This window comes from Sorangium sp. So ce295, from assembly GCF_051527405.1.
Taxonomy (GTDB): Bacteria; Myxococcota_A; Polyangia; order Polyangiales; family Polyangiaceae; genus Sorangium; species Sorangium cellulosum_B.
On the sequence record NZ_CP150324.1, the window covers coordinates 1,767,334 to 1,792,892 of the forward strand.

The 25,559-nt window shown below is 69.2% G+C and carries 23 protein-coding genes; 15 read left to right on the forward strand and 8 right to left on the reverse strand.

The window, feature by feature from the left end:
- Nucleotides 1-13: 13 nt before the first annotated feature.
- On the forward strand, nt 14-1,591 hold the full coding sequence (locus tag WMF11_RS06700; protein WP_437976845.1) for a PLP-dependent aminotransferase family protein: 1,578 nt from the start codon (nt 14-16) through the stop codon (nt 1,589-1,591).
- Between the two features lie 345 nt (nt 1,592-1,936).
- A complete protein-coding gene (locus WMF11_RS06705; RefSeq protein WP_437907604.1) occupies nt 1,937-2,443 on the forward strand; it encodes a hypothetical protein in 507 nt (168 codons plus the stop codon).
- Nucleotides 2,444-2,531: 88 nt separating this feature from the next.
- Here the strand turns inward: WMF11_RS06705 and WMF11_RS06710 are convergent, their stop codons facing one another.
- Nucleotides 2,532-3,278 (reverse strand): SDR family oxidoreductase, encoded by a 747-nt coding sequence (locus WMF11_RS06710; protein ID WP_437976846.1) that lies wholly within the window; start codon nt 3,276-3,278, stop codon nt 2,532-2,534.
- Nucleotides 3,279-3,606: 328 nt separating this feature from the next.
- Between WMF11_RS06710 and WMF11_RS06715 the strand changes: the two genes are divergently transcribed.
- Nucleotides 3,607-4,317 (forward strand): DUF3943 domain-containing protein, encoded by a 711-nt coding sequence (locus WMF11_RS06715; RefSeq protein ID WP_437976847.1) that lies wholly within the window; start codon nt 3,607-3,609, stop codon nt 4,315-4,317.
- Nucleotides 4,318-4,423: 106 nt separating this feature from the next.
- Here the strand turns inward: WMF11_RS06715 and WMF11_RS06720 are convergent, their stop codons facing one another.
- The 3 genes from WMF11_RS06720 to WMF11_RS06730 form a co-directional block, all read right to left on the reverse strand.
- Complete coding sequence (locus tag WMF11_RS06720; RefSeq protein WP_437976848.1) at nt 4,424-4,834, reverse strand: hypothetical protein; 411 nt, start codon at nt 4,832-4,834, stop codon at nt 4,424-4,426.
- 606 nt (nt 4,835-5,440) lie between these two features.
- A complete protein-coding gene (locus WMF11_RS06725) occupies nt 5,441-5,980 on the reverse strand; it encodes a hypothetical protein (RefSeq protein WP_437907608.1) in 540 nt (179 codons plus the stop codon).
- 821 nt (nt 5,981-6,801) lie between these two features.
- Nucleotides 6,802-7,077 carry a barstar family protein gene (locus WMF11_RS06730; RefSeq protein ID WP_437976849.1) on the reverse strand — a complete coding sequence of 92 codons (276 nt, stop codon included), beginning with the start codon at nt 7,075-7,077 and terminating at the stop codon, nt 6,802-6,804.
- A gap of 431 nt (nt 7,078-7,508) precedes the next feature.
- Here WMF11_RS06730 and WMF11_RS06735 point away from each other — a divergent pair, with 431 nt between their 5' ends.
- From WMF11_RS06735 to WMF11_RS06760, 6 genes are all read left to right on the forward strand, one after another.
- Nucleotides 7,509-8,096: a hypothetical protein gene (locus WMF11_RS06735; protein ID WP_437976850.1), complete on the forward strand. Its 588-nt coding sequence runs from the start codon at nt 7,509-7,511 to the stop codon at nt 8,094-8,096.
- Between the two features lie 85 nt (nt 8,097-8,181).
- Entirely contained in the window at nt 8,182-9,891 is a 1,710-nt protein-coding gene (locus WMF11_RS06740; protein ID WP_437976851.1) for a WD40/YVTN/BNR-like repeat-containing protein, read from the forward strand.
- Between the two features lie 99 nt (nt 9,892-9,990).
- On the forward strand, nt 9,991-12,123 hold the full coding sequence (locus tag WMF11_RS06745; RefSeq protein ID WP_437976852.1) for a molybdopterin oxidoreductase family protein: 2,133 nt from the start codon (nt 9,991-9,993) through the stop codon (nt 12,121-12,123).
- The gene (locus tag WMF11_RS06750) at nt 12,123-13,574 is read left to right on the forward strand and encodes an FAD-dependent oxidoreductase (protein ID WP_437976853.1); all 1,452 of its coding nucleotides are present in this window, start codon (nt 12,123-12,125) and stop codon (nt 13,572-13,574) included. Before WMF11_RS06745 ends, WMF11_RS06750 begins: the two co-directional genes overlap by 1 nt.
- A gap of 83 nt (nt 13,575-13,657) precedes the next feature.
- Nucleotides 13,658-14,200 (forward strand): YkgJ family cysteine cluster protein, encoded by a 543-nt coding sequence (locus WMF11_RS06755; protein ID WP_437976854.1) that lies wholly within the window; start codon nt 13,658-13,660, stop codon nt 14,198-14,200.
- Between the two features lie 317 nt (nt 14,201-14,517).
- Nucleotides 14,518-15,177, forward strand: a complete 660-nt coding sequence (locus WMF11_RS06760) for a hypothetical protein (RefSeq protein ID WP_437976855.1) — start codon at nt 14,518-14,520, stop codon at nt 15,175-15,177.
- 49 nt (nt 15,178-15,226) lie between these two features.
- On the opposite strand, the gene WMF11_RS06765 is transcribed toward WMF11_RS06760, so the two are convergent.
- The gene (locus WMF11_RS06765) at nt 15,227-15,958 is read right to left on the reverse strand and encodes a hypothetical protein (RefSeq protein ID WP_437976856.1); all 732 of its coding nucleotides are present in this window, start codon (nt 15,956-15,958) and stop codon (nt 15,227-15,229) included.
- Between the two features lie 811 nt (nt 15,959-16,769).
- On the opposite strand from WMF11_RS06765, the gene WMF11_RS06770 reads away from it, so the two are divergent.
- The 4 genes from WMF11_RS06770 (at nt 16,770) to menD (ending at nt 21,185) form a co-directional block, all read left to right on the forward strand.
- On the forward strand, nt 16,770-17,831 hold the full coding sequence (locus WMF11_RS06770; RefSeq protein ID WP_437976857.1) for a beta-propeller fold lactonase family protein: 1,062 nt from the start codon (nt 16,770-16,772) through the stop codon (nt 17,829-17,831).
- A 117-nt stretch (nt 17,832-17,948) separates the two neighbouring features.
- Nucleotides 17,949-18,644: a hypothetical protein gene (locus tag WMF11_RS06775; RefSeq protein ID WP_437976858.1), complete on the forward strand. Its 696-nt coding sequence runs from the start codon at nt 17,949-17,951 to the stop codon at nt 18,642-18,644.
- A 179-nt stretch (nt 18,645-18,823) separates the two neighbouring features.
- Complete coding sequence (locus tag WMF11_RS06780; protein WP_437907619.1) at nt 18,824-19,207, forward strand: VOC family protein; 384 nt, start codon at nt 18,824-18,826, stop codon at nt 19,205-19,207.
- Between the two features lie 232 nt (nt 19,208-19,439).
- Nucleotides 19,440-21,185, forward strand: a complete 1,746-nt coding sequence (menD, locus tag WMF11_RS06785; RefSeq protein ID WP_437907620.1) for a 2-succinyl-5-enolpyruvyl-6-hydroxy-3-cyclohexene-1-carboxylic-acid synthase — start codon at nt 19,440-19,442, stop codon at nt 21,183-21,185.
- A gap of 195 nt (nt 21,186-21,380) precedes the next feature.
- Here menD and WMF11_RS06790 read toward each other — a convergent pair whose 3' ends face one another.
- The 3 genes from WMF11_RS06790 to WMF11_RS06800 are packed head-to-tail and all read right to left on the reverse strand — an operon-like array spanning nt 21,381 to nt 23,370.
- Nucleotides 21,381-21,755: a hypothetical protein gene (locus WMF11_RS06790; RefSeq protein WP_437976859.1), complete on the reverse strand. Its 375-nt coding sequence runs from the start codon at nt 21,753-21,755 to the stop codon at nt 21,381-21,383.
- The gene (locus tag WMF11_RS06795) at nt 21,752-22,924 is read right to left on the reverse strand and encodes a hypothetical protein (RefSeq protein ID WP_437976860.1); all 1,173 of its coding nucleotides are present in this window, start codon (nt 22,922-22,924) and stop codon (nt 21,752-21,754) included. Before WMF11_RS06795 ends, WMF11_RS06790 begins: the two co-directional genes overlap by 4 nt.
- Before the next feature lie 14 nt (nt 22,925-22,938).
- Nucleotides 22,939-23,370, reverse strand: a complete 432-nt coding sequence (locus tag WMF11_RS06800; protein WP_437907623.1) for a hypothetical protein — start codon at nt 23,368-23,370, stop codon at nt 22,939-22,941.
- A gap of 111 nt (nt 23,371-23,481) precedes the next feature.
- Between WMF11_RS06800 and WMF11_RS06805 the strand changes: the two genes are divergently transcribed.
- Together WMF11_RS06805 and WMF11_RS06810 are read left to right on the forward strand one after the other, a co-directional pair.
- A complete protein-coding gene (locus WMF11_RS06805; RefSeq protein WP_437976861.1) occupies nt 23,482-24,090 on the forward strand; it encodes a DUF2239 family protein in 609 nt (202 codons plus the stop codon).
- A gap of 55 nt (nt 24,091-24,145) precedes the next feature.
- Nucleotides 24,146-25,534, forward strand: a complete 1,389-nt coding sequence (locus tag WMF11_RS06810; protein ID WP_437907624.1) for an MATE family efflux transporter — start codon at nt 24,146-24,148, stop codon at nt 25,532-25,534.
- The last annotated feature ends 25 nt before the right edge of the window (nt 25,535-25,559 follow it).

Below are 25,559 nucleotides of genomic sequence, written 5' to 3' on the forward strand. Positions count from 1 at the left end.
TCAGCCGGTTTCGATGGTGCCAGCGCGCTCCACCTCCCACGCCGCCCACGCCTTCCTCCACCTGCAGCGCGGCGCGCCGGCGACGCTGGCGGCCCAGCTGGTCGAGCAGCTGCGCCGCGCCGTGCTGGACGGCGTCCTCCAGCCCGATCACCCGCTCCCGTCGTCCCGCGAGCTCGCGCGGGAGCTCGGCGTGTCGCGCAACACCGCGGTGGCGGCGTACGAGGCGCTGGCCGCGGACGGCACCATCGTGGTGCGCCCTCGTCGGGCGCCGGTCGTCGCGCACGTGCCGGCGCGCGCGGGGTGGCAGGGCGCCGCCCGCGTCCAGCCGGCGGCGGCCGCGCCGCGCACGTCGAAGAGCGCGCGGCGGCTCTCGGCGGTGGTGCCCCCCGACAAGCTCGACGCGCTCCTCGGCAGCCGCGCGCGGTCGCGCCCGTTCGGGGTCGGCCTGCCGGACCTCGAGCTGCTCCCGTGGCGCATCTTCGAGCGGTGCCTCGCGCGCCGCGTCCGGTCGATGTCGGCGGCCGACGCGCTCGACCACGATCCGCGGGGCGCGCCGCTGCTCCGGCGCGCCGTGCTCCACCACATCGCGGTGGCCCGCGGCGTGCGCGCGACGGTCGACCAGGTGTTCATCACGGAGGGATCCCAGGCCGCGGTGGACCTGTGCTGCCGCGCGCTGCTCGACCCGGGCGACGCCGCCTGGGTGGAGGACCCGGGGCCGCTGGCCCTCCGCGCGGCGGTGCGCATGGCTGGCGCGCGGCCGGTCCCGATCCCGGTCGACGAGGACGGGCTCCGGGTGCGCGCCGGCGCGCATCGACGTCGGGGCGCGCCGCGCGCGCGGGTCGCCTTCGTGTCGCCTGCCTACGCGTTCCCCTCGGGGGCGCGGCTCACGCTGCCGCGGCGCATCGAGCTCCTGTCCTGGGCCGCCAGGGCGCGCGCCGTGGTCGTCGAGATCGACTACGAGGGCGAGCTGCGGTTCGACGGCACCCCGCTGCCCTCGCTCCTCAGCCTCGACCTCGAGGGCGTGAAGGATCGCGTGATCCACGTGGGGACCTTCAGCCGCTCGCTGTTCCCGGGCCTGCGGCTCGGCTTCATGATCGTGCCGCCCGCGCTGGTGCGCGCCGTGGCCATGGTGCGCGCGGCGTCGACCCGCTCGCCCCCCTACCTGCTGCAGGCCGCGCTCGCCGACTTCATCGACGAGGGCCACTTCGCGCGCCACCTCCGGAAGCTGAAGCAGGCGACGCGGCGCCGGCGCGACCTCGTGCTCGCGGAGCTCGGGCTGCTCTTGCCGAGCGCGGTCCGGGCGCGGGCGCCCGCGGGGGGCTCGGTGCTGACGCTCGACCTGCCCGCGGGCGCGGACGACGTCGCCATCGTCCAGGCGCTCGCGGCGCGGGGCGTCGACGCGCAGCCGCTCTCGCGCGTCACGGCGGCGCGCGCTTCGGCCCGCGCGCCGCGCGCGCCCGGGCTCATCCTGGGGTTCGGCGCGCACTCCGAGGGCGCGCTCCGGGACGCGGCGCGGACGCTGGCGGCCGTCGTGACGCAGGCGATCGGCGCGGGCGAGGCCGGCGCGCCGCCGGGGTCGCCGCCGCGATAGTGCCTGTCCCCCAGGGATGCGGGTACCGCCCGTCGTGAGCGAGCGCCGCGCCCACCACCGCGCCGTACGAGCAGGGCTCGTCCGCGATCCGGCCCGCTGGTCCGGGCGCGTTCCGAGGAGCACGCCGATGCAGGCCATCGCCGTGTCACCTCCTGCCACACCTGACACCTGTCACACCCGGTCGGTGTGGCAGGCCCCCCGGCGTCGCAGGACGGGCGCGCGAGCGCCAAACGCAGGAGCAGACCGCGCGCATGCGGAGATCGCGCGGGTCCTCGCCGCGAGGACGGGCTGGCATCGAAGTCGCAATCCGCGAGACCCGTGACCTCGTTGACGGAGGAGACATTCATGCTGCTCAAGAAGATCGTGGGGATGTCCGTGCTCATGCTGTCGGTTGCCTCGGCTGGAGGCTGCGGCGGGCTCGAAGGTTCGCAGGGGACCGACGTGGAGGAGGTCGAGGCGCTCGCCAGCCCGATCGAGAACGAATATCAAGGGTTCGGTTGCGTCCCCGTGGCCATGTCGATGTTCGAGATGGAGGCGTACGGCGTCGGCTCGTCCTGTTCCCTCATCGGGCGGAAGAAGAACGCCGAGAGCCGCGCGATCGACGCGCTCGAGGCCCACGCGGAGAACGAGTGTGAGGCGATCCGGGACGACAACCCGGAAGTCTGGGACATCCTCTGTCGTGAGATCTGCGAGTTCAACGGGTACGACGAGACGACAGGCACGGGGATGTGCTCGTACGAGGTGACGGACACGGACACGTGGGAAGAATCCGGCTGCGCTCTCGGCTCGCGGCAATACAACCAGCAGGAGGCCACCGTCCAGTGCGGCTGCGACTGCCTCATGGACCTCTGAGGCCGAGCGCGCGAGCGCCCTGGCTTCGCCCCCGGCAGCGCGATGCAGCGACGTCGCGTGTCCCTGGCCGGACGGCTGCCGGGCGGTGCTAGCGGCCGCCGGCGACGTCCAGGAGGGAGCCGGTGCAGTAGGAGGACTCGCTGGAGGCGAGCCACAGTATGGCGCGCGCGACCTCCTCGGGGCTGCCGGCGCGGCCCAGCGGCAGGCTCGCCTGGAGCCGCTCGACGCGCCCTGGATCGCCTCCGCTCGCGTGGATGTCGGTCGCGATGATCCCCGGCCGCACGGCGTTGACCCGGATGCCCTCGGCGGCGACCTCCTTCGCGAGGCCGATCGTGAGCGTGTCGACGGCGGCCTTCGAGGCGGCGTAGTCGATGTACTCGCCCGGGGAGCCGAGCTGCGACGCCCGCGAGGAGACGTTCACGATGGCGCCTCCCCTGCCGCCGCGGAGCGTCGACATGCGCCGGACCGCCTCGCGCGCGCACAGGAAGCTGCCGACGACGTTGGTCGAGAGGACGCGCTCCACGCGCGCCGCGCTCATGTCCTCGAGGCGCGCCTGCCGGTCGAGCACGCCCGCGTTGTTGACGAGCGCCGCGATCGGGCCGAGGTCGCGGTCGACGGTCTGGAACAGGCGCACGACGTCCTCTTCGCGGCTCACGTCGGCCGCGATCGCGAGGGCGACGCCGCCGTGCGCGCGGATCTCGTCGACCACCCTCGCCGCGGCGTCCTCGTCGCGCAGGTAGCTCACGGCGACCGTGTAGCCTCGGCTCGCGGCGAGCAGCGCGGTGGCGGCGCCGATCCCGCGGCTGCCGCCCGTGATGAGCATGATGTCGGCCATGGCGCGGGAGCCTACGCGAGCCCGCGGCGAGGCGGGGTGCTGTGAGGCTCGCGGTCGCGCTGGAGCGCTGAGCAGCTTGGAAACCAGAGAAATGAGCCGCCAAAGCGCCAAGGACGCCAAGCACGCGAAGAAGACATGCAGATGAGCCGCCGAGTCGTCAGGAAGACATGCAGATGAGCCGCCAGGTCACCAGGAAGACACCACAATCTTGGCGTCCCTGGCGACCTGGCGGCTCAACTTCTTGCGGTTTGCATGCGGCTTCGACCCGCTGGTCGCTCTAGACTCGAGTCTGGTCGCCGCACCCACCGCGCGCCGCGGCCGCTCCCCGATGGCTCCGATCCGCCTGTGTACTGCCGCTTCGCTCGCCGTCCTCGTCGCCGCGTGCGCCGGCCGGACCACGGCGGTTCCTCCGGCCGAGTCCGCCTTTCCGCCTGGCTTCCCGACCCCCTTGCTGGAGCGCGTGCCTGCCACGCAGGAGCCCCAGGCGTCACCGCCTGTTGCCGCGGCCGAGGCCGTGGAGCCCGTCTGGGCGCCTCCGATCGTGCACACGCTGACCGTGCTCACGGTGACCCGCAGCGTCGAGGCGGTACTGTGGCCCGAGCCCTTCGCCGACTTTCGCGCGGAGCGATGGGGATACCACTATGGCGAGGCGCTCACGAAGCCGCCGCTCTTCGACGCCGCTCAGCCCGCCTTCCGGTGGGATCACGACCCGTGGCCGATCAACGTGGTCGGCCACGGCCTGCTCGGGAGCGAGATGTACCTCAGGGCGCGGATATGCCGCTTCGGCGCCCCGGCCGCGCTCGCGTTCGCCATCGCCGGCACCCACCTCTGGGAGTACGGCTACGAGGCCAACGGCGTCCGGCCCTCGGCGCTCGATCTTGTCTACACGCCGCTCGCTGGGGTCCTCCTGGGCGAGCTCCGGTACGCGACCTGGCATGCGGCGGGGGGCATCGAGAGCGCGCCGGCGCGCCTGATCCTGCGCGCGCTCATGGATCCGTTCGGCGAGATCGAGCGGGGCGCCGGGGTCTTCGACTGCTAGTCTCGAGGTGGGTACAGCTGCCTGACGCCGGGCAGCTGTACCCACGTCGAGACTACAGCGGTTCCCGCCCACCTCTGCACCAAGCAGACCGTCGCTCCAGGACATGTCAGCAGAGATACGCGTAGAAGTTTCCGAGGGCGCGAAGCGGCTCCACCATTTCCTGCTTGCCGCTCGCCAGAGCCGATTGCCTCCACCGAATCGCTCTGTCGAGCATGGCTGCAATCCTCCGCTCAAGCTCGGGATCCCTCATGAGCGGCGCCCAGAGGAGCATGCCTGCGCCGTCGACACCCGCGCCGCCGTATGCGACCCAGCTGGCGGGATTCTCCCGCCGGAACTGGATCAAAAACCTGTGAGCCGATCCGTCAGAGAACTCCAGACTGTTGATGGTGCCTGAGCGCCACCTGACGAGGTCAGCCACGTCGAGCCCGCTCATCACCGTCGATCGCCAGGTTGCTCCCAGGTCACTCGAGCTCCTGACGGCCTCGGGTATGAGCCCGTCACCGACGTTGAGCTCCACCGATGGCAGCACGCCCACGAAAGCCCAGGTGCCGAACAATGCGCCGCGACGGTGTGAGCCTCGCAGGAGGTCCCCACAGTCGCAACGAATCGTCCACCGCCCATCGTCCAACCGCACCGGCTTACCGAGGAGCGATGCGAGCGGCAGGCCACAGGTGTCGCACGCCGTGAGAGGTCGCAGACCGGGAACACCCCTGCGCGCGCCGAACGGAAGCCGCGAGAAACAATTGTCGCACAGGGAAATGCCTGCCAGCTGGATGCTCCCCGCGGTGAACGGGCATTCGATGTGCACATTGTGCAAGCCGGTCGCTGTCGCGCCTTCCAAGTGCCCACTCCTCGACGGAACTTGGGGCCAGAAAATCGCAGCGTGGCTCGAAAGTCAAGCTCCTCGTAGCGGCCGTCCCGCCGTACAGCTACGCTGCTCGCGCTGGCTCACATAGACGACCTACCCGATCCGCATCCCTCCTGGCGATGGGAGCGGAGCGGATCGAGCGCCGAGAAGTTCGCGCGGTGCGAGGGGTACGATCCGAAGCAGCTGGTTCGGTTGCTGCGCACCCTGCCTGCCAAGCTGGTGGGGATCGCGCAAGCTGCCTCTGGTTCGGGATATTTACTCGATTTCTACGCAGATGGCATCACCGAGCTCGCGAGAGTCGGTCGCGCGGATGCCGCAACCGTAACCTACGCCGTCAATGGAGCCCCCTCCACCGATTCTCGCGATTCCCCAGTACCCGACGTGAGTGCATATCTCATCGGAGTAGGCGGACGCGGTAGCAAAATCCACGTGCTCGAAGCCTTCCAGGCACTGTTCTCCGCCTCTCACTACCGCAAAGGTAGTCCCGCCGATGTCAAAGAGCTGGTAGTTGGGTTTGCAGAGGATGTAGTCCAGCTCGCGGGTGTCGTTGGCATGCTGCTGGCAGTTGTTCCACGGGCCGTCTATCGAACTCCCGTCCGCGATACGAAAGACTCCTGAATAGGGGAGCTCATCGCAGCGGGCGAGAAACGTCCAGAACGCGTCGACTGGGAGCAACGGCGTGTATCCTGCGGGGCAAGTCTCTCCTTCGTATACTCCGAACGTCGCCGTCTGAGCTTGAGCCGGTGCGCTCAGCGAGATGCCTCCCGCGATAAGCCCGCAGACCAGGACGCCCATGGGCGTCGTGTGACAGAAGTGGTTCATTTGTCCGCCAATGTGTTGTTATGATGGTTTATGTTTCCAAGCCAAGCGCGTGGTCGGGCGCAGGGGCTCATGGGTGCATCTTGGTCACGCCGAAAGATGCCCCGTGGGCTCCGTAATGAAGAGCCCGCTCCGTGCTTCATCGGCCAGTGCGGAGGTATCATTCTCAGAAGCGAAAACGCTGTCAACATGTAAACGATCGTGTCATTTCATGGATATCTCTGATTGAGATGGAATTGGCAATTTGATCCCAGTCACACGGTCAGTGGAACAGGCCTTGCTTTCGTCGAGCTCTGCAATTCGCTCGTGGGTCCAGAGTTCGGCGAGGCGCGTGCCGCTCGCGACGTCGTCTCCCTTCACGGCAATCGCCAGCCCCCGAGAGCCGCAGCGCCCGCGCGCGATCCTCGCGCTGGGAGGACGCGCCCGGAGCACCGCGGCGGATCAGCGAGGGCAGGTTCCATTCGCCGTGATGCCCTGTGCACCGGCGGTGCCAAATGATGAGCCCGCTGCAGCCCGAGGTGCGGAGGCAGGCGCATCCGACCCGCGCCGCAACCGCGCCGGGATCACGTCCACAGTATGCAGCGACACCGTGGGCGACGCCAGGCAGCGGGCTGGAACGGCGGCGTTCGAGAAATGAAACAGTGCTATCGAGCGCAGGGCGCCGCCTCCGCGCAGCATCTCTCGCGAAGGCCGATGCGTGTGACGACCGCCACGACGTCACCGCGATCCTGCAACACCAGGTCCTGTGACATTCCGCCGCGGCGGCACGCCGTCGGCCCGGATGGCGGGGTAGAAGGCTACTCGAGTGTGACCTTCACGAAGATGGACCGACTGGCGATGTCGCGCAATCTTTGAACAAACTGTCCATCGCGGAGCCGATGCAATGACTGTGTGTTGACGAGCTTGAGCTCACATTCACCCGGCCACCCAGGACCGCCGTTCAGGCCGTCCCAGAAGGCGTCAAGGTTCCGACCAAAGTACGCCGCACCTTCCGGCTCTGCCGCAATGACGTACGCGGACCAGAAGTCTCCTTCTGTCTGGACGGTATCGCAGTCAACAACGATAGTTCGCATGCCTTCCAGTAACTCGTCGATGGGTCAACCGAAGCCGCCGGACCAGGTCTGTCGAGATCGTCGCCTGTCATGTCTCCCCCACGAAAGGTCTCATGAACCGGCGCTGCGCCGCAAGGCCCCGATGCTGTCCAGCGCCATGGGGGAGGTCCGTCGAGCACCGGCGGCGGTCGACGCCTCTCCAGGGGGCCGGGCGCCCTCCGCCGCCGCATTGCCCGAGATGAAGGGCCCGCGGCATCACCGGTTCCCCCGTACAGCCACGCTGCACGCGCTTGTCGACATCGAGCACCTCACGCGATCCGCCTCCCTCCTTGAAAAGTAGCGCTGTATCAATAACTTGTCCATCTATCGAAGGCGCCGCTCTCACGCCACGGGCTGCGGGCTTAGCCGTCGCTCTGGCGCCAGCTGCTGAATGACGGTATTGGGGATAGAAGATGCATCCTGCCTTCGCCAACATCCGATTCGGCCCCTTTGCGAGCGCCTACCACTCGGCGGCGATGACCCCGGAGCTCAAGGAGGCGCTCGGCGCATTTCTGGAGAGGGAACTGCTGCCACAGGTCGAACAGCCCTTCGAGTCGACGAGCGGAGCCCTGGTGGCGGCCTACGACGCCGAGAGGTACTGCGGTCCGAACAGCGCGGTCCGCGACATCTATAAATTTGAGTTCGCGTTCCATCGTTCGTCGGGCGATGACACGATCAAGGTCGATCTCTTGTTCCGTGCGCAGGCCAGGGCGTTCTCCGCAAGAAGGAACAAGCCGCTCTACCTCTGGACACCCGCCCGCCGCGATCGATACGAGGCGGAAGGTCGACAGCTCCAGCACCTCTGCGGCTGCATCGCGAGGCGCGAGGGCGTGGAGGCCGTTTGCCCCTTGTGTTCGGCGGTTCTGCGCGTCCACGATTCGCCGAGCCTGTTCGATGTGAGCTGCCCGAGCCGCTGCTTCAAGTACAACGTTCACCGAGATCCGGCGAACGGGCAGTTCCTGCACGGTCACTTCTTCCGGAAGGAGCCCGGTGATGTCTGACCCCGCTCCGGTCTGACCCCGCGCCTGTCGGATGTCGGGCAGCTCGCGAGCGCCCCCGGTGCACAGGCCTGGTATCGTGCCCGGAATGAGCATCCGGCACAGCGCCGTCTGGGGACGAGGTCGCCTGATTGTCATCGCGGGCTCCGAGGGGCACGTGCTCCGCTCGGAGGACGGCGGCCAGCGCTGGAAGAGGGTGCAGACGTCCACCCGCCAGGACCTGAGCGCGCTCGCAGGTTCCGGCGCGGCGCTGCTCGCCGCCGGACACTGCGGGACCCTGCTGTCCTCGCGCGATGACGGGCAGCGCTGGTCCGACGTGGGCTGCGGCGCGACGGCGGACCTGCGCGGCGTCGCCCTGCGGGACGACGGCGAGGCCATCGCGGTGGGGCTCGGCGGGACGGTGCTCCGCTCCGGCGATCACGGCCAGACCTGGGGAGCCGGGCCGAGCCCCGGAGACCTCTGCCTGGAGGCCGCCGCGGTCGACGCAGAGGGCCGCTTCCTCGCGCTGGCGCTCGAAGGACAGCTCGCCACCCTGCAAGGAGCGACATGGACGCGCCACAAGGTCCCAGGCCGGAGTCCGAGGGCGCTCTGCGCGCGAGGCGGGCTCGTGATCGTGGGCGACGGCGACGGCCATGCCCACGCGAGCCGGGACGGGGGCGCGTCCTGGGAGTCGCATTCCACCGGGACCGGGCGCTCGATCAAGGCGCTGTGGCTCGGCGCCGCGGGCCTCGTGATCGCGTCCGGCGAAAGCGGCATCCTGGCGGTCAGCGAGGACGAGGGCCGCACCTGGAGGCGCACCGCGCTCCGGTCCGATCAGCACCGCTGCGCGGCGTGGGGCGATGACGAGGGCGCGATCTGGTGCGTGGGAGACGGCCCCGCCGCCCGATCCCTCGATGGCGGGAAGAGCTTCACCAAGGTGCCAGTCCAGGCAGGGGACGCGCCGCTCGACGGGCCGTGGGAAAAGGTGCCTGTCCGGGGGAAGTTCCGGGGTCTCTGGGTGCAAGCCCAGGGGAGGGTCGTGCTGGTGGGCGACGGAGGCTCCATCGCGCGAACCCACGACGGCGGCCAGACCTGGGAGAGGAGCGCCGTGGAGGACGCCGGCGCGCTGATCTCCGTGTGGGGCAGCGGCGAGGCGATCCTGGCTGTCGGCGAGGGCGCCTCGCAGATCCGGACCGAGGACGGCGGGCGCTCCTGGATAGAAGTGACAGGCAAACCCGGCGGCGCCTCGGTCCACGGGCAGAACGAGACAAGGGCGTTCGCCGTCCTCGATGGCCGGGTCTGCCGTCTCGTCGCGGGCGGTTCACGATGGCTGGAGCTGGAGGTCCCGAACGAGCCGCGCCTCTGCGCCGTCTGGACAGGGCCGGAGCAGCGCGCCGTGGCGGTCGGCTCCGGCGGGACCATCGTCCGCACGATCGACGACGGCGCCACATGGGAAGTTGCGGAGAGCGGCAGCTCCCGCGATCTGTCCGCGATCTGGGGCAGGGGCGACGAGCTCTTCGTGGCTGGCGGACTCGGCGTCAGCGACGTGCTGCGCTCTCGAGACGGCGGCGCGAGCTGGGCGGTGGTGGCCCAGGTCTCCGGAAGCCTCAGGAGCCTCTGGGGAGACGACGCGGGCGCGCTGTGGGCGTGCGGCGCGCGCGGCGTGCTCCTGCGCTCCACCGATGGCGGCCACACCTGGCGAGGCGAGGCGTCCGGCACCTGGGGCACCCTGTTCGAGGTGCGCGGGGATGGGGCCGAGGTGTGGGCGCTGGGAGAGAACCTGCTGCTGCGCCGGCGGCATCGGGCGTCGACAGATTAACTGCCCGCACATTCCTCAGAAATACGTTCGAAACAGAGTGATTGCTACACCAGGGAGAGCCTCCTCGACACGCTCGGTGAGGGTGGCTGACGCGACTCCATGGCACCGCGCTCTTCCCTCCGGCTCAAGATCGTCACCTCCGAGACGACCACGCACACCCACTGTCCTTACTGCGCCTTCCAGTGCGGCGTGGTCATGACGGATCGCGCGGACCACGCGGGGGCGATCGACGTCCGACCGGACGACGATTTCCCCGTCAACCGCGGGCAGATGTGCATCAAGGGGTTCACCTCCGCGGCGCTGCTCGATCACCCCGAGCGGCTGACGGCGCCGAAGATCCGCGGGCGCGCCGGCCGCCTCCTGCCGGCGCGCTGGGACACGGCGCTCGATTTCGTCGCCGAGCGGCTCCTCCGGCTGCGCGAGCTCCACGGCCCCGCGGCGCTGGCCGCGTTCGGCAGCGGCGCCCTGACGAACGAGAAGACCTACCTCCTCGGCAAATTCGTCCGCCTCGCCCTCCAGTCGCCGAACGTCGATTACAACGGCCGTTATTGCATGGCCTCGGCGGCCGCGGGGCACAACAAGGCATTTGGCATCGACCGCGGCCTGCCGTTCCCCGTGTCCGATATCGCCCAGACCAAGGCGCTCCTCCTCTGGGGCGCGAACTGCGCGGAGACCCTGCCGCCGATCATGCAATGGATCTTCGCGCAGCGCGACAACGGCGGCGCGCTCATCGTCGTCGACCCGCGGCGCACCGACACGGCGCGCGCCGCGGCGCTCCACCTCCAGCCCACGCCCGGGTCCGATCTGGCGCTCGCCAACGGCCTGCTCTACCTCGCCCTCGAGGAGAAGCTCGTCGACACGGCGTACATCGCCGCGCGCACGGACGGGTTCGACGATCTCCGGCGCGCCATCCTCTCGTACCACCCGGCGCACGTCGAGCGGCTGACCGGGGTCTCCACGCAGGATCAGCTCAAGGCCGTGCGGCTGCTCGCCGAGGCGCCGAGCAGCATGCTGCTCTCCGGCCGCGGGCCGGAGCAGCAGTCGAAGGGGTCAGACACCGTGCTCTCCTTCATCAACCTGATGCTCGCGCTCGGCAAGGTCGGCAAGCCGTACAGCGGCTATGGCTGCCTCACCGGACAGGGCAACGGCCAGGGGGGCCGCGAGCACGGCCAGAAGGCCGATCAGCTCCCCGGCTACCGGCATATCGAGGACGCGGAGCACCGGGAGGCCATCGCCCGCGTCTGGGGCATCGACCCTGCCGAGCTGCCGGCCAAGGGGAAGAGCGCCTACGAGCTGCTCGACGCGCTCGGCCCCGAGGGGGGGATCCGCGCGCTCCTCGTGTTCGGATCCAACGTGGCTGTCGCGTCGCCGAACGCGCTCAACATCGAGCGGCGGCTCGCCTCGCTCGATCTGCTCGTGGTCTGTGACGCCTTCGTCAACGAGACGGCCCGGGACGCCCACGTCCTCCTTCCGGTCGCGCAGTTCGCCGAGGAGGAGGGGACGATGACGAACCTCGAAGGGCGGGTGATCCTGCGGCAGAAGGTCCGCCCCGCGCCCCCCGAGGTGAAGACCGATATCGAGATCTTCTGCGAGCTCGCGCGCCGCCTCGGCGCGGGCAGGCACTTCCAGTACACGTCCGCGGAGCAGGTGTTCGACGAGCTGCGCCGGGCGACCGCGGGCGCCAGGGCGGACTACAGCGGCATCACCTACGACAAGATACGCCGGAACCGAGGCGTCTTCTGGCCGTGCCCGTCGGTCGAGCACCCGGGGACTCCGCGCCTCTTCGCCGAGCGGTTCCATCACCCGAACGGCCGGGCGCGGTTCCACGCTGTCCACCACCGCCCCGCCGCCGAGCTCCCCGACGAGGCCTATCCGCTCTACTTCACGACGGGCCGCTACAAGGAACACTACAACTCCGGCGCCCAGACGCGCCGGGTCTCCACGCTCGAGGAGGCCAAGCCCGAGCCGAAGGTCGAGGTCCACCCCAGGCTGGCGGCGCGCCTCGGCGTCGTCGACGGCGACTCTCTGCTCGTCGAGAGCCGGCGAGGGGCGGTCACCTTCCGGGTCGCGGTCGTGCCTTCGATCCGGCCGGACACGCTCTTTGCTCCGTTTCACTGGGGCGGCAAGAAGGCCGCCAACGTGCTCACCGTGCCGGCGCTGGACCCGACCAGCCGGATGCCGGAGTTCAAGGTGTGCGCCGTCAGGGCGCGCCGGGTCTCGGAGTCGAACTGATGCGAAGGAAGGACCTTGTCATCGTTGGCAACGGCATGGCGGCGTGCCGCCTGCTGGACGAGCTGATGTCGCGCGGCGCCAGGGACCGCTACGACATCACCGTCTTCGGCGAGGAGCGGGGCGGCGCCTACAACCGCGTCCTGCTCAGCAAGGTGCTCGCAGGGGAGGCGCCGGACTCCATCGTCACGAAGCCCCCTGCCTGGTACGAGCGCAACGGGGTGCGGCTCGTCAGCGGGACCTCCGTGGCGCGGATCGACACCGGGTCGAGGGCGGTCGTGGCAGCCGACGGCGCGCGCCATCGTTACGACGTCGCCGTGCTCGCGACAGGCAGCCAGCCGCTCGTCCCGCCGCTCGAGGGCATGACGACCTCGGAGGGCGATCTGCGCCCGGGCGTCTTCGTGTACAGGACGATGGACGATTGCGTCCGGATGCGCGGCAGCGCGCGGGCGGGGGACAACGCCATCGTGGTCGGCGGCGGGCTCCTCGGCCTGGAGGCGGCCAAGGTGCTGAGCGACATGGGCCTCCACGTGACCGTCATCCACGTCGCGAAGAGCCTCATGAACGCGCAGCTCGATCAGATGGGCGGCGACATGCTCGAGCAGCACATCGAGCGCTGCGGCATCTTCGTCCGCACCGGGCGCACCGTCGAGGCCATCTGCGGAGACGAGGCGGTCGAGGGCTGTCGCCTCGACGACGGCAGCGTCCTGCCGGCCGATATGGTGGTCCTCGCGTGCGGCGTCCGGCCTCGCGTCGACGTGGCGCGCGCCTCCAACCTGCCCATCAACAAGGGCATCGTCGTCAACGACACGATGGCCACCCAGGTGCCCGGCATCTACGCGATCGGCGAGTGCGCGGAGCACCGGGGCAGGCTCTATGGCATCGTCACGCCCATCTGGGAGCAGGCCGCCGTCCTCGCCGACGTCCTGACGGGCGCGAACCCGCAGGCGCGCTATCGAGGTACGAAGCTGTATACCCGGCTGAAGGTGGCGGGCGTCGACGTCACCTCCATGGGCAGCACCGAGCCGGAGCTCGAGAGCGACGACGTGCTCCAGGTGGTGGAGACACGGAAGAGCACGTACCGGAAGCTGATCCTCCGCGACGGGCGACTGCTAGGCGCCCAGTTCGTCGGCAACACCGCGGCCGCGGCCACGCTGGTGCAGCTCTTCGATCGCAGCGACCCGCTGCCCGCCGATCCTCTGGAGGCGCTCTGCGCCGGCGGCGGCGCGGGGCCGGCGGCGCAGGCCGAGCGCATCGTCTGCAACTGTCACAAGGTCAGCGAGGCGACCCTCCGGGAGGCCATCGAGGGCGGCGCCTGCTCGCTGGAGTCGGCGTGCGCCGCGACCAAGGCCGGCACGGGGTGCGGCTCCTGCCGCGGCGAGGTCGCCCAGCTCGTGGCCCGGCACGCGCCCTCGCCCGAGGTCGCCAGCGGCCGCGCCGTGGCCGTCGGATAACGTGGAGAGCACGCCCGGGCGAGCCGAGCGGCGCAGAGGCGGCCTTGGCGCACGAGGATCCGCCCCGCTATAGACGCCGGCGAATGCACCACACGCCGCGCGAGCGCCTTCACGAGCTCTTCACCAAGGTCGACGCGTTCTTCGCGAGCGCGAGCGCCCGCCACGGCGAGCGGATGGCCTGCCGCACCGGGTGCAGCGACTGCTGCCGGCGGCGGTTCTCGGTGACGTCGATCGAGGCCGACGCGATCCGCGAGGCGCTCGCGGCGCTCCCGGAGGCCGACCGCGCGGCGCTGGCCGAGCGCGCGCGGGCGGGCGATCCGGGCGTGTGCCCGGCGCTCGACGGGGAGGGGAGGTGCGCGATCTACGCGGCGCGGCCGCTCATCTGCCGCACGCACGGCCTGCCCATCCGGTTCGCGCCGGCCAGCGAGCGCGCGCTGCCGGTCATCGACGCCTGCCCGAAGAACTTCGTGGGAGAAGACCTCCGCGCCGTCGAGGCGTCGTCGGTCCTGGACCAGACGACGCTGTCGACGGTGCTGGCCGCCCTCGACATGGCCCACGCCGACGCGGCGGGGCAGCCGCGTGGGCAGCGCGTCGCGATCGCCGCGGTGCTCTCGGGCGAGGGGTAGCTGCCGCCGGGCCGCCGGTTTGATGACGAGCCGGTCCGGCCCAGCCGACCGACGGTCGTCGGTGCCATGAGGCTCCCGGCCTCGGCTTGCGTGCGCTCGCGGTGGCACAGAACCGGCATTGGCACAGGCCAGCTATGGCTCAACTATTGGCTCAGTGTGCGCCAGGTGCTGAGCGGGTGCCCATGGGAACGCGCTGATTTACGGCAAATCCAGGCTGGCCCGCGGGTTGCTCTCAGGTGGTGACCCACTCTGGACCGATGGCAGGTCACGACACACGCCGCCGTCGGTCCGGAGGGGCAGCTTATCCGGAGGATAGAATGACCAAGACGATCAGAGGGTTTGGGTCGGTGGCGGCGGCTGGCGTGGTGTTCGCCGCCTTGCTCAGCGGTTGCGGCTCGCAGGGGGCCGATCGCGGGCCGGACGTCGGCGCGATCAGCTTGCCGCTCGCGGCCGATGCGCCGTCTGGAGCGCGATATCGGCTCCGCGACGCCACGTTCGAGATCTCGAACGGTTATTACTACTACGAAGACGAGAATACCTCAGCCATGGCTGTCGGTGGTAGCTACGGAACTGTGGTAACGGTCAGCAGCGAGGATCAGGATCCGAACGAGACCTCCCTCCTCGTCGATCTGGAGCAGGGAGGGTACAGCGTCACGCTCCTTCCGGGCTGGCACTTCGAGAAGGTCGAGGACGGCACGGTGACGGATCCGAACGTGGAGGCCACGCTGCTCTCGTCGCAACGGGTCTACCTGTACGTCTCGCCGCGTTCGACGACCTGGGCCGAGTATGCGTTCGGTATCGGGAGCAGCGAGCTGTGGCTCAACGGCAAGTTGAACCTCGGTATCAACGTCTACGAAGATCCGGACGACTACTACTACGGCGGAAACGTGACTGCGGGCGGCACCGGGGGCGCGGGCGGCGGCGACTACAGCTCTGGCTACAGCGCGGCGGGGGTCGGCGGCAGCGGCGGTTACTAGCGCTGGCGCGAGGAGCTGAGCGGAGCGGAGCGAGCGACGTCATCGCCCGTCAGCGAGGGCTGCACTGCACGACGCAGAAGGCCGTGGCGCCCTTGGCGCGGGCGCTCGCCTCGCACGACCTCTTCGCTTGCTGCGACGCCATGAAGCGGTCCTTCGCCGAGCCGTTGCCGAACACCATCTGATAGTTGCACGCGCCCGCGAAGCCGCAGACGCGCACGGACGCGCTCGCCGTACACCACCAGGACGTCCCGCCCGCCGCGCTACCGTTGCTCGGGCTTCCATTCGAGGAGCCCTCGCTCGGTGAGGTGGGCGTCCGCGCCGCTGTCGACAGAGGCGCCGGCGCCTCGCCCGTCTCGTCGTCGGCAGCAGGCGACGGGGCGTCGCCCGCGGCGCGGTCGCCGGTGGACGGGTCTTCGCCCGCCACCTCGTCGGCTTCCTGGTCGGGGCGAAGCGGGGTGCTCGTCGACGTGGGCACCACCGGCGAGACACCGCCGGCGGTCGACACGCCGGAGGGCGTGGTCTCGACGACGGTTTGCTCCGGCGATGCGCTCGCCACCAGGTACACAGCGCCGCCGATCACGAAGATGGCGCCCACGCCCAGCGCGAACAACCCGCCGAGGACGATGAGCACGATCACGAGCGGCGACAGGCCTGACTTCGGGCGCTGCGGCGGCGGTGGAGGGTAGTAAGGCGGCGGCTGCGGAGGGTAGTAAGGCGGGGGTTGCGGAGGGTACTGAGGCGGCTGCTGCGGAGGGTACTGAGGGCGCCCTGGACCAAACATCTCGCAGTCATAGCGCAGCGGAGCCGTCCGCGCTGCGTGAGACGAACACCCACGCTGTCGGCGAACGAGCGATGTCGCGTCTCGCTCGCGCCGGACGAGCCCGCCCGCAGGGGGGCTGCCGAGTTCCGTTCCAGGGACGCGGCGCTCGGAGTTGGCGCTCCGCCGTCGGCACTGCCCTGGCGCGCCGAGCCGGTGGAGAGGGCGCGGCGCTGCGGTTCAGGCATGACGTCCCGCGGGGCGCCTGGAGCTGCGCCGTGCTCTGATCGCCTCCGTGCTCGGTTCCTCGTTTCGACCATCGAGGCAGGTCTGCAGGGCGCTCCGGGGCTGTGTCGCCGCCGCGCTGGTCGCGTCGTGCGCGGGCGGGGAGCGCCTGGCGTGCGCCGCCGACGCTTCGCCGCGGCTCGCGTTCAGCGGCGGCGTGGCAGGGAGGGGCGTCGCCTGGGAATGGAAGCCGGCTCTCCCGCTGGAGCTGACGATGCAGCTGAAGCCAGCGTTCTCGGCGTCGCCGGGCGGCGTGATCTGGGACGGGACCGTCGCCCACGGTTACTCGAGCTCGGGCTGTACTTCGGTGTCAGCCTCGGCGTGGGCGTCCACGCTCGTGGCAGCGCAATCGCCTAATCGTTCTGTCCCTCTGAGGTGAGCGTGGCGGTACGCCCTTGACAACCTCGAAGCGCTTTACTCCTTGAGCTCGTCCTGCTGTGTGTGCCCGTGCCGGACCAAGCGCGTATGTGCGGTCCAGATCGGACAGGAGTCCTGGGCGCAAGATGGGCTCATGGTCACTGTTCTTGACTGGCTACCAGGAGCTGCTTCAATGGCAGCCAATTCGCAGGCGGAGGGGACGATGATTGAGCTTGTCTGTAGCACCGACACGGATTCCGGGGTCGTCACGGTCGTTGAGCGCGTAGGGCAGAATAACTACGTGCTGCGTGGAAAGATCCCCGTCGGCAACGCGCCGCGCGGAAGCGTCAAATTCACCAAAGACGGGCGCGGTTACGTGTCCAATGGCGCGGGCGACACGATCTCCGAAATCGATGTCATTTCGAACCGTGAGATCGGTCGCATAAAGGTGGGTGTCGCACCAAGGGGAGTCGGGATCGTTCCAGGGGACCGGTTTGCCCTTGTTTCTAACTCTGGATCGAACACCGTGTCAGTGGTCGACTTGTCTCACCGGCGGGAGGTGACCCAGGTCGCCGTTGGTCGTGATCCGCGTCATATGGCCATCAGCAAAGCTGGAGACTGGGCGTACGTTTCAATCTGGGGATCCGACTATGTGTCCAAGTTGGATATCCAGCCGCTGACTGACCCTATGCGCGCTGACGTAGACACGAGTGCTCAGGCCGTGCGAGAGGTTGGGCGGATGCAGGTCCGGAGCGACGCCCACCCTTACAGTACGGCGCTCGATCCTTCCGGCGAGCTGTTGTTCGTAGCCAACACGCAGAGCCAGTACCTGTCGATCTTCTCGACCAAGACTGACAAACTCCACGCCGAGGTCGACCTGGGTAGCAAGGGTAGCCGCGGCATCGCGTTCTCGCCTGATGGGAAGGTGGCTTTTGTGAGCGTGGAGGACACATCCGAGGTAGTCGCCATAGATGTCCCCTCGATGGCCATTACTCGACGCATCGAGGTTGGTCCAGGCCCTCGCGGTATCGCCGTCTCGCGAGACGGGGGCACGCTCTACTCGAGCGCGTTCTCGCGGAATAGTTCTCCTGTGAACGCTCGGCAGCCAGGCGCTCGACAGCCCAGCTCGTTCAACCCGAACACGGTCACGGTCGTGGATCTCTCCGCCCCGACGGGAACGGCCCGGGCCGTAGCATCCTGGTCACAAGTGGATGTCGGAAAAGGTCCCTGCAGCGTCGCGATCTTCTACCGGTAATTGACGTGCTCTGCACGGCGAGACGTGCTCTGCAGCACGCCTCGCCGCGCCGTGCGCGACCCGTGGCCAACGAGGCCAGAGTACGAGCTGAATCAGTTGGACCTCCGAGGCTGGGCGATGCCTTCAGAAATCTGCTTCCGCGCGATCCATCGATGGGCACTCCTGCCGTACAAGCACCGCATCGAGACATCCGATGCTGCTCGAAAGGCCAAGCTTTATGAAAGAGAGTTCAGGTGGCTTCGCGCGCGTCGCGTACCACCGCTCTGCCGGCCGTGGCGCCTCGGCCAGGAGTTGGGTTGGCTCGTACCGAGTCCGATCGATGTACGGCTCACGCCGATTCAAGGAGTCGAGGTAGGAGCCGATCATGAGTCTTTGCAGGAGCTTGCGCATGCGAGCGACTACACGCAGCTGTGGCACAGGGATAGCTTTGCGCTCGTGCTCAAGCCGAGTGATTGGCTCAGATTTTACCAGTATCGCACCAAAGAAGGGTGGATGTGCATGTTCTTGCCGAACGGCGAGGGCAGCGTGGAATGGCATCTCGGCTGGCAAATCGACATACCCGACGATATGTTCTTGCTCATCATGCCGGGGCCGGACATTCCGGGGTTAGAGGTCCCGCTCGGCGTGCTCGATGCGAAGAGCATCGGGCGCTTTAACGCTTCGCACGGAGTAAGCATCGCCGTACGACCCCAGCGCGAGATAGCGATCCGGCGGGGTGATCCGGTGGCCCGTCTGGTCTTGCTCCACGCCGAGAGTGTCGGGGCGACCTCCAAGTTCCTGCCGGCGCCTGACGAGCAGACCGAACCACGATGATGTGAAGCCGGCCCCAGGGCCGCTCGCGCCTGGACGAGGCTCCTAGCACGTCGCGCTAGTCGAAGCTCTCAGGTTGCGGGGGGTAGCGATCCATGCCAACAGGAGCACCGCAAAGGGGTCCCTGCATGCTGCTCTAGGGCAGACGTGCGCCCTCAGCCCCAGCCGGAAGGAACAAGGCCTTGGCAATCCATCATGTGGAAATCAATGTCGTCGACCTCGACGCGTCGTTCCTGTTCTACAGAAAGCTATTCGGTTTTCTTGAGGGCTGGAGGCACGAGCGATCCGATAAACATTTTTCGTTTCGCTCTGATTCGTGCTATTTCTATTTCAACCCGTGCTCTCCGGAGCGCGCCGCGTTCGGGTTCGATAGGTACCGGCCCGGATTGAATCATATCGCTTTCTCGGTGCGGGACAGAGGTATGGTGGACACGTGGCACCAGGTCCTGGTGGCCGACGCCCGAGTTGTGCTCGACCCGCCGGGATATTACGGCCAAGACCATTATGCCGTGTTCTTTCAGGATCCCGATGGTATCAAGCTCGAGCTTTGTCATGAGGGGAAATGATCCTGGGCTTATGACAAAGCTGGTGCGTGCGCGTCTGTGCCCGGTGTCTGCGTCTCGATAAATTCGGACTGAATTCGTTGCGGCGTGTCGTGTGGAGCGCTGCCGATAATCCGGGAATACATGTGCTTCTAGGATCTGTGACATGTGGATCCGGCGGCGGCAGCTCACGGATGGCGCGGGGCATCCTCGCGATGTTCCGGTTTGCTGAAGAAGCCGCGCTGATGGGGCAAGAATGACATCGGATTACAGCGTAAACGCCTTGTGGTGCCGGTGCATCGTGGAGGAGCTCGCGCGTGGCGGCCTGCGGGACGTGGTCCTCTGCCCGGGCAGTCGAGCCGCAGCGCTGGTGTTTGCAGTGCGTGGCAATGAAGAGATCCGCTCCGTCGTCCACACGGACGAGCGGAGCGGCGCATTCCTGGCGCTCGGCATGGCCCGGGCTGGGGGACGTGCCGCGGCTGTCTGTACTACGATGGGCTCCGCCGTCGCCAATGTTGTCCCGGCCCTCGCAGAGGCCAACGCGGCGGGCACCTCGCTCATCGTGATATCGTGCGACTCTCCGTTTCATAAGCGCGATGGCACTCCGGGCAGTGCGGTCGACCATGTTGCGATCTGTGCGCCACTTGTTCGAGGCACTCTGGCTCTGGGAGTTCCTTGCGCGGACGAGGCATCCATCATATCGCTCCGGCGTCGGGTCAGCGCCGCGGTTCAGCGGTGGAGGAGCGCCTCCCCCTCTGGTCCGTTTCATATCAATATACCGCTCTGGGCCCGCCAGTGTACAACGGAGGAGGAGCCATCATGGCGCGTTCCTTCGCTCTCTGACCTCGCTCGTCGTGGGCGGTGGAGCGATTCGGGGGCGCCCCTGCCCATGACCGATTCGCCAGCCTGCTTGATGCCCGATGTGGACCTTCAGGAGATCGTCGGAACCTTCGGACTAAGGCCAGGCATGCGAGGTCTTGTGGTCGTCGGGCCAGGTTGTCGGGTGTCGCCAAGCGCCGTCACGGAATTTGCGACGACTTCACGATATCCTGTACTTGCCGACGCGCCAAGCAATCTTCGCCGCCCTCCGACGGTCAATCTCGTGAGCGAGGCGGATCTGCTGCTCGGCAACTCGAGGTGGAGCAGCCTTCGTGCTGAGGTCATGATCCATCTCGGCGGGACCCCGATCGCGAGTGTCGTGCGAGATTTCCTCGCAGAGCAACGTTGCCCCGTGCTTAGGTTCGATGAACACCTTTCGCTGGGACATCACCCCTGGCCTGCGACCGTTCAGGTGCGGGATGCATCGGCGGAGATGCTATGCGCGCTTGGCTCCGCAGTGGCCGTCGGTGATGCGGAGTGGTTGGAGATCTGGTGCGAGGGATCTGCGTTCGCAAGGACGCGGATTGAGACATCCGTCCGGGAACTTCCGTGGGGAGAAGCAGTCGTCGCATCCATGGTTTGCAACGCTCGGGGGGTTGATCTCCTGCATCTCGCGAACTCCATGTCCATCAGACATGGCAACATGCTGTGTGCTCCGACCGAACGAGCTCAACGGATCTTCGCCAATCGAGGGGTCAACGGCATCGACGGAACGGTCGGCACCTTCATCGGGGAGCTTCTAGGTTGCGGTGGCAGCGGCATGCTCCTCGTCGGCGATCAGGCGATGCTGCACGATCTGCCCGCTCTGACGGCCGCACGCGACGCTCGGCTGAGAGGCACGATCGTGGTCGTGAACAACGGCGGCGGCGCAATCTTCGACCTGATGGCGTGCAGTCGCTTCGCGGGTTACTACGAGACGATGAGGAACCCGGCAGGCATCGGCTTCGCTGAGCTCGCTGTGAGCTTCGGGCTCGATGCGAGGCGCGTTGCGAGTCAAGACGAGCTCGCCGCGGCGCTGGACTGGAGCTTAGCATCTCCTGGCGTTCAGGTGATTGAAGCGGCTGTGCCCTCAGGTTCGATGAAACGGGATATCGACGCGCTTCGCCGCTCTTTGCTCGGATAGTCCGAACTGTGAGACCAGCACTGCTGAATTGCACGGCGTGGCGGGCAAACTCCTCGACGAGTGGGCTGTGCATCGGGACGCGGGTCGTGTGGCAGGCTCTGGCTGGTTCTTGCTCCGGAGCTTCTGCCGGCCTCCTCGCACAGGACGCGCGGTGGTGTCGCTCCGGAGCCGGCGGAGCGGCGCTCCGCGGCCCGCTCACACCCAGCCGGTCGTTGCGCGCAGGAGCAGCCCGAGCCCGAGCGACGCGCCGTTCGCGAGCGCCGAGGCCGCGATGGCCTGCGTGGCAGGCAGCTCGCGCAGCGCGAGCCGGTAGACGCCGAGCTCGAGCAGCACCGCCCAGAGCTCCGAGAGGGCCAGTCGCGCCGTGGCGCCGATCGCGAGCGAGGGGAAGATGAACCACACCGCCGGGTGACTCGCGAGGTTGGCGACGGCGACGAGCGCGGCGCGGCGGCCTCGTGACCGCTCCGCCGCGCCGAGCAGCGGTGAGGCGACGGCGAGCTCGATGAGCAGCGTGAACGCGAACGCGCGCGCCCAGGCGGCCACCAGCGGATCGGTGAAGACGCGGCTCATGGCGCGGCCGGCTGCGCGGCGATCTCCGGCCCGCCGCGGTCCACCCCGCGCGCGCGCCCGGACCGCTCCTGGCACGCCTCCGCGGCGCGCCGGCCGACGTCGCCGCGGACATAGAAGTACGCGAGCAGCGCGAGCTCCAGGTACCCGTGGAAGGAGGCGAGCGAGAGCACCAGGTTGCGCGTGCCGAGCGCGCTGCGCAGGGCGCCGATCAGCACCAGGCCGGCGACGGCCGCCACGGCGGCGAGCCCTGCGTCCCCGAAGTCGCGCCGGAGCGAGCGCGCGGACATGCGGAAGGTGGTTGTCCGCTGGCCCGGGTGATCTTCCTGGGGAATGAGCAGCAGCCAGACCGCGTAGTGGACGGACTGCAGGAACGCATAACATGCAGTGAGCGCGACCGCGGCGCGGGTCGGCAGCCCGGGAGCGAGCCAGTCGCTCGCCAGGAGGAGGTGCAGCCCGAAGGCATCCAGCCACCCGGCGCGCAGGGTGAGCGAGGTCATCGCCCCGCTCGCGAGGAGCGCGGTCCCGGCCAGCACGAGGCCGAGCGGCCAGGCGACCGCGCGAACCCGGCGGCGGAAGAGCGCGAGCCACAGCGCGAGCGCGACCAGGTTGTGCGCGTGCGCGAGGACGAGCCGGAAGCCGCGCGGCGCGGCGAGCGCCGCCGCCGACAGCGCCACGGCGGCGGCGGCGGCCAGCGCGACGCGCCGCCACGCGCGCGACGCGAGCGCGCCGGCGACGACCGCGGCGCCGAGCCAGGCGGCGAGCAATGCGTGCTCGGCGCGGAGCAGCGCCGCGGCCGAGCCGAAGAGCTCCTGGGCGCCCCGCAGCCCCACCAGCGCGGCGCAGGCCGTCCAGACGACGCCGCGCCACCACGACGGCAGCCCGCGCCGCAGCACGAGGTAGCGCACGTCGGCCGCGACGTGCAGGACGCCGAGCAGGATGGGCCCGAGCACGAGCAGCGCGCTCGGCGCAAAGACCGCCATGGTGAAGGCGCCGAGCGCGTTGGCCGCGGCGAGGGTCGCTATCCTGCGATCGGGGCGCGCCACGACCGCGATCGCGAGCTCGCTCCGGCGGAGCAGGCCGAAGAGGCGCCGCCGCGCGCCGTCGAGCGGCGCGACGCCGCGCTCGAGCAGGCGGGCCACGCTCGCGGGCGGAGGACCGGGCGCGCGCACGGTCGAGGCCCGGTTCAGCGGCGCCGGCGGGCGGTCACGAGCGCCGCGGCGCCGCAGAGAAGCATCAGCCCCGCCATCGCGCCGCCCGAGGCGGCACCGCTCATGGCGCAGCCGCCGTCGTCCGAGGACGCCTTGTCCGCGCCCGCGCTGCCGGTCGACGTCGCGTCCCCGCCCGTGGCCGACGTCGCGCTCCCGCCCGACGCAATGCACAGATTGCAGTCGTATTCCATCGTGGTGAAGCCGCCGTCCTCGCCCGGCAGCGTTCGCTGGCACTTCTGCTGCGTGCACGTGCCAGGCTCGTTGTAGGCGGGCCCCGCGTTGTTGCAGCTCGACCCCGGCGTGTCGCAGCTCTCGGGCGGCGGGACGTCCGCCCGCGCTGAAGAAGAGGTGAGCAGCGGCGCTGCGAGCAAGGCGGCGATCGCCACAAGGCACGAGGGCTTCATCATCCCGCCACTCTCTGCTTTTGCACGGAAAACCGCAAGAGCGGAGCCTCCGGGCCACGCTCGTCGCGCCCGGCCCTTGCCAGGGGAAACTACCCGGGTAATATTGTCGCCGTCATGAGCGACCCGCCGACGTTGCCCACGTTCACCGCCTTCGCCGGCGCCGAGCGCGTCGTCCGCGGCACGCTGGAGGAGACGCTGCGCGAGGCCAAGAGGCGGCTCGACGCGGATCCGGAGCTCCGGATCCTGATCTTCGAGGACGCCTCGGGGAAACAGGTCGACTTCGACTTCCGGGGCACCCTCGATCAGGTCCTCTCGCGCGCCAGGCCGGAGCGCCCGGCCAGGGCGGGCCCCGGGCGCCCGAAGCTCGGGGTCGTCTCGCGCGAGGTGTCGCTCCTGCCCCGGCACTGGGAGTGGCTCGAGCGCCAACCGCAGGGGATCTCGGCCGCGCTCCGCAGGCTGGTGGAGGAGGCCAGCAAGCGCGCCCCGGACGAGGACCGCGCCCGGGAGGCCCGCGCCGCCGCCAGCCGCTTCATGTGGGTCATGGCCGGCGACCTGCCCCTGTTCGAGGAGGCGTCGCGCGCGCTCTTCGCGTCGGACAAGCGGCGCTTCACGGAGCTCACCCGCTCCTGGCCCGCGGACGTGCGAGAGCACCTGAACGAGCTCCTGCGCGAGGGCGGGGCCTTTCCTGCAGCGCACGAGGGCAAGCCGCGGCGAACGAGGTAGCCGCGGCCGCCGAGCCGCGATCGACGAGTCGGTCAGATACTACCCGGTAAAATATATGGATACCAACATCGAAGTCGAAGCGCCGTCCGCGCCGCGCGGCGTGCACGACATGACGCAGGGCAAGCCGCGCGCGCACGTCGTGCGCGTCATGCTGTTCATCCTGGCCGGCATGGCGATCCAGACCCTCTATGGCCTGATCGACATCTACTGGGTGGGTCGCCTCGGGAAGGAGGCCGTCGCCGCCGTGGCGGTCTCCAGCAACCTGATGTTCGTCTCGCTGGCCGCGACGCAGATGCTCTCGGTCGGCTGCGTGGCGCTCGTCTCGCAGGCGGCCGGAAGGAAGGAGCTCGGCGAGGTGCAGCGCCTGTTCAACCAGGTGCAGAGCCTCGCCACGTGGGCGGGCGCCCTCTTCCTCGTGCTCGGCCTCGCGCTTCACCGCACGTACGCCGAGAGGCTCTCGGGAGACGCCATGACCGCCGAGCTCGCGAGCAGCTTTCTGCTCGCGTTCATCCCGGCGCTCGCGCTGCAGTTCACGATGGTGGGGCTCGGCTCGGCCCTGCGCGGCATCGGCGACATGAAGCCGGGGCTCGTGGCCCAGACCGCGAGCGTGCTGCTCAACATGGTCCTCGCGCCCTTCCTCGTCTTCGGCTGGGTATCGGGGCGCCCGCTCGGCGTGTTCGGCGCGGGCCTCGCCACGCTCCTCGCGACCGCGGCCGCCGTCGTGGGGCTCGCCGTCTATCTGCTGCGCGGCAAGACCTTCCTTCGCCTCCGCCTCGCCGACTGGCAGCCTGACCTCGCCACCTGGCGAAAGCTGGTGGCCATCGGCTTGCCCTCGGGCGCGGAGTTCTTGTTGCTGGCCGTCACGATGGGCGTGATCTACGTGGTCACGCGCCCCTTCGGCTCGGAGGCGCAGGCCGGGTTCGGCATCGGGCTGCGGCTGATGCAGGCCGGCTTCATGCCTGCGGTGGCGATCAGCTTCTCCGCTGCGGCGGTCGTCGGCCAGAACTATGGCTCCGGCGCCCACGCGCGCGTCCGCGAGACCGCGCTCGAGAGCGTGAAGCTCGTGCTCGGGTTCATGCTCTTCTTCACCCTGATCTGCCAGGTCTTCCCCGCGCCGCTCGTCGCGCTCTTCTCGCCCGCGCCGGACGTCGTCGCGGCCGGCGTCGACTACCTCCAGGTGACCTCCTGGAGTTACTTCGCGAGCGGCATCGTGTTCGTCTGCGCCGGCGTCTTTCAAGGCCTCGGCAACACCTGGCCTTCGCTCGCCGCCTCGGGGGCGCGGGCGGTCGCGTTCGTCCTCCCCGTGCTCGTCCTGAGCGCGCGCCCCGGCTTCCGCATGCACACCATCTGGCTCGTGTCGGTCGCCGCCACGCTCGGCCAGCTCGGGTTCCAGCAGATCCTGCTGCGGCGCGAGCTCGCCCTCAAGGCGCCCGTGTCGCCGTGACGCGCCGCGGAGGGTGGGGGCAACA

What these genes read in the sequence shown, in the direction of transcription:
- WMF11_RS06710 (WP_437976846.1), bottom strand. Translation starts at nt 3,278, where the DNA reads ATGGCCGACATCATGCTCATCACGGGCGGCAGCCGCGGGATCGGCGCC.
- WMF11_RS06735 (WP_437976850.1), top strand. Translation starts at nt 7,509, where the DNA reads ATGCATCCTGCCTTCGCCAACATCCGATTCGGCCCCTTTGCGAGCGCC.
- WMF11_RS06800 (WP_437907623.1), bottom strand. Translation starts at nt 23,370, where the DNA reads ATGATGAAGCCCTCGTGCCTTGTGGCGATCGCCGCCTTGCTCGCAGCG.
- WMF11_RS06765 (WP_437976856.1), bottom strand. Translation starts at nt 15,958, where the DNA reads ATGTTTGGTCCAGGGCGCCCTCAGTACCCTCCGCAGCAGCCGCCTCAG.
- WMF11_RS06705 (WP_437907604.1), top strand. Translation starts at nt 1,937, where the DNA reads ATGCTGCTCAAGAAGATCGTGGGGATGTCCGTGCTCATGCTGTCGGTT.
- WMF11_RS06810 (WP_437907624.1), top strand. Translation starts at nt 24,146, where the DNA reads ATGGATACCAACATCGAAGTCGAAGCGCCGTCCGCGCCGCGCGGCGTG.
- WMF11_RS06745 (WP_437976852.1), top strand. Translation starts at nt 9,991, where the DNA reads ATGGCACCGCGCTCTTCCCTCCGGCTCAAGATCGTCACCTCCGAGACG.
- WMF11_RS06790 (WP_437976859.1), bottom strand. Translation starts at nt 21,755, where the DNA reads ATGAGCCGCGTCTTCACCGATCCGCTGGTGGCCGCCTGGGCGCGCGCG.
- WMF11_RS06805 (WP_437976861.1), top strand. Translation starts at nt 23,482, where the DNA reads ATGAGCGACCCGCCGACGTTGCCCACGTTCACCGCCTTCGCCGGCGCC.
- WMF11_RS06700 (WP_437976845.1), top strand. Translation starts at nt 14, where the DNA reads ATGGTGCCAGCGCGCTCCACCTCCCACGCCGCCCACGCCTTCCTCCAC.
- WMF11_RS06730 (WP_437976849.1), bottom strand. Translation starts at nt 7,077, where the DNA reads ATGCGAACTATCGTTGTTGACTGCGATACCGTCCAGACAGAAGGAGAC.
- WMF11_RS06770 (WP_437976857.1), top strand. Translation starts at nt 16,770, where the DNA reads ATGGCAGCCAATTCGCAGGCGGAGGGGACGATGATTGAGCTTGTCTGT.
- WMF11_RS06755 (WP_437976854.1), top strand. Translation starts at nt 13,658, where the DNA reads ATGCACCACACGCCGCGCGAGCGCCTTCACGAGCTCTTCACCAAGGTC.
- menD (WP_437907620.1), top strand. Translation starts at nt 19,440, where the DNA reads ATGACATCGGATTACAGCGTAAACGCCTTGTGGTGCCGGTGCATCGTG.
- WMF11_RS06725 (WP_437907608.1), bottom strand. Translation starts at nt 5,980, where the DNA reads ATGGGCGTCCTGGTCTGCGGGCTTATCGCGGGAGGCATCTCGCTGAGC.
- WMF11_RS06715 (WP_437976847.1), top strand. Translation starts at nt 3,607, where the DNA reads ATGGCTCCGATCCGCCTGTGTACTGCCGCTTCGCTCGCCGTCCTCGTC.
- WMF11_RS06775 (WP_437976858.1), top strand. Translation starts at nt 17,949, where the DNA reads ATGCCTTCAGAAATCTGCTTCCGCGCGATCCATCGATGGGCACTCCTG.
- WMF11_RS06750 (WP_437976853.1), top strand. Translation starts at nt 12,123, where the DNA reads ATGCGAAGGAAGGACCTTGTCATCGTTGGCAACGGCATGGCGGCGTGC.
- WMF11_RS06740 (WP_437976851.1), top strand. Translation starts at nt 8,182, where the DNA reads ATGAGCATCCGGCACAGCGCCGTCTGGGGACGAGGTCGCCTGATTGTC.
- WMF11_RS06760 (WP_437976855.1), top strand. Translation starts at nt 14,518, where the DNA reads ATGACCAAGACGATCAGAGGGTTTGGGTCGGTGGCGGCGGCTGGCGTG.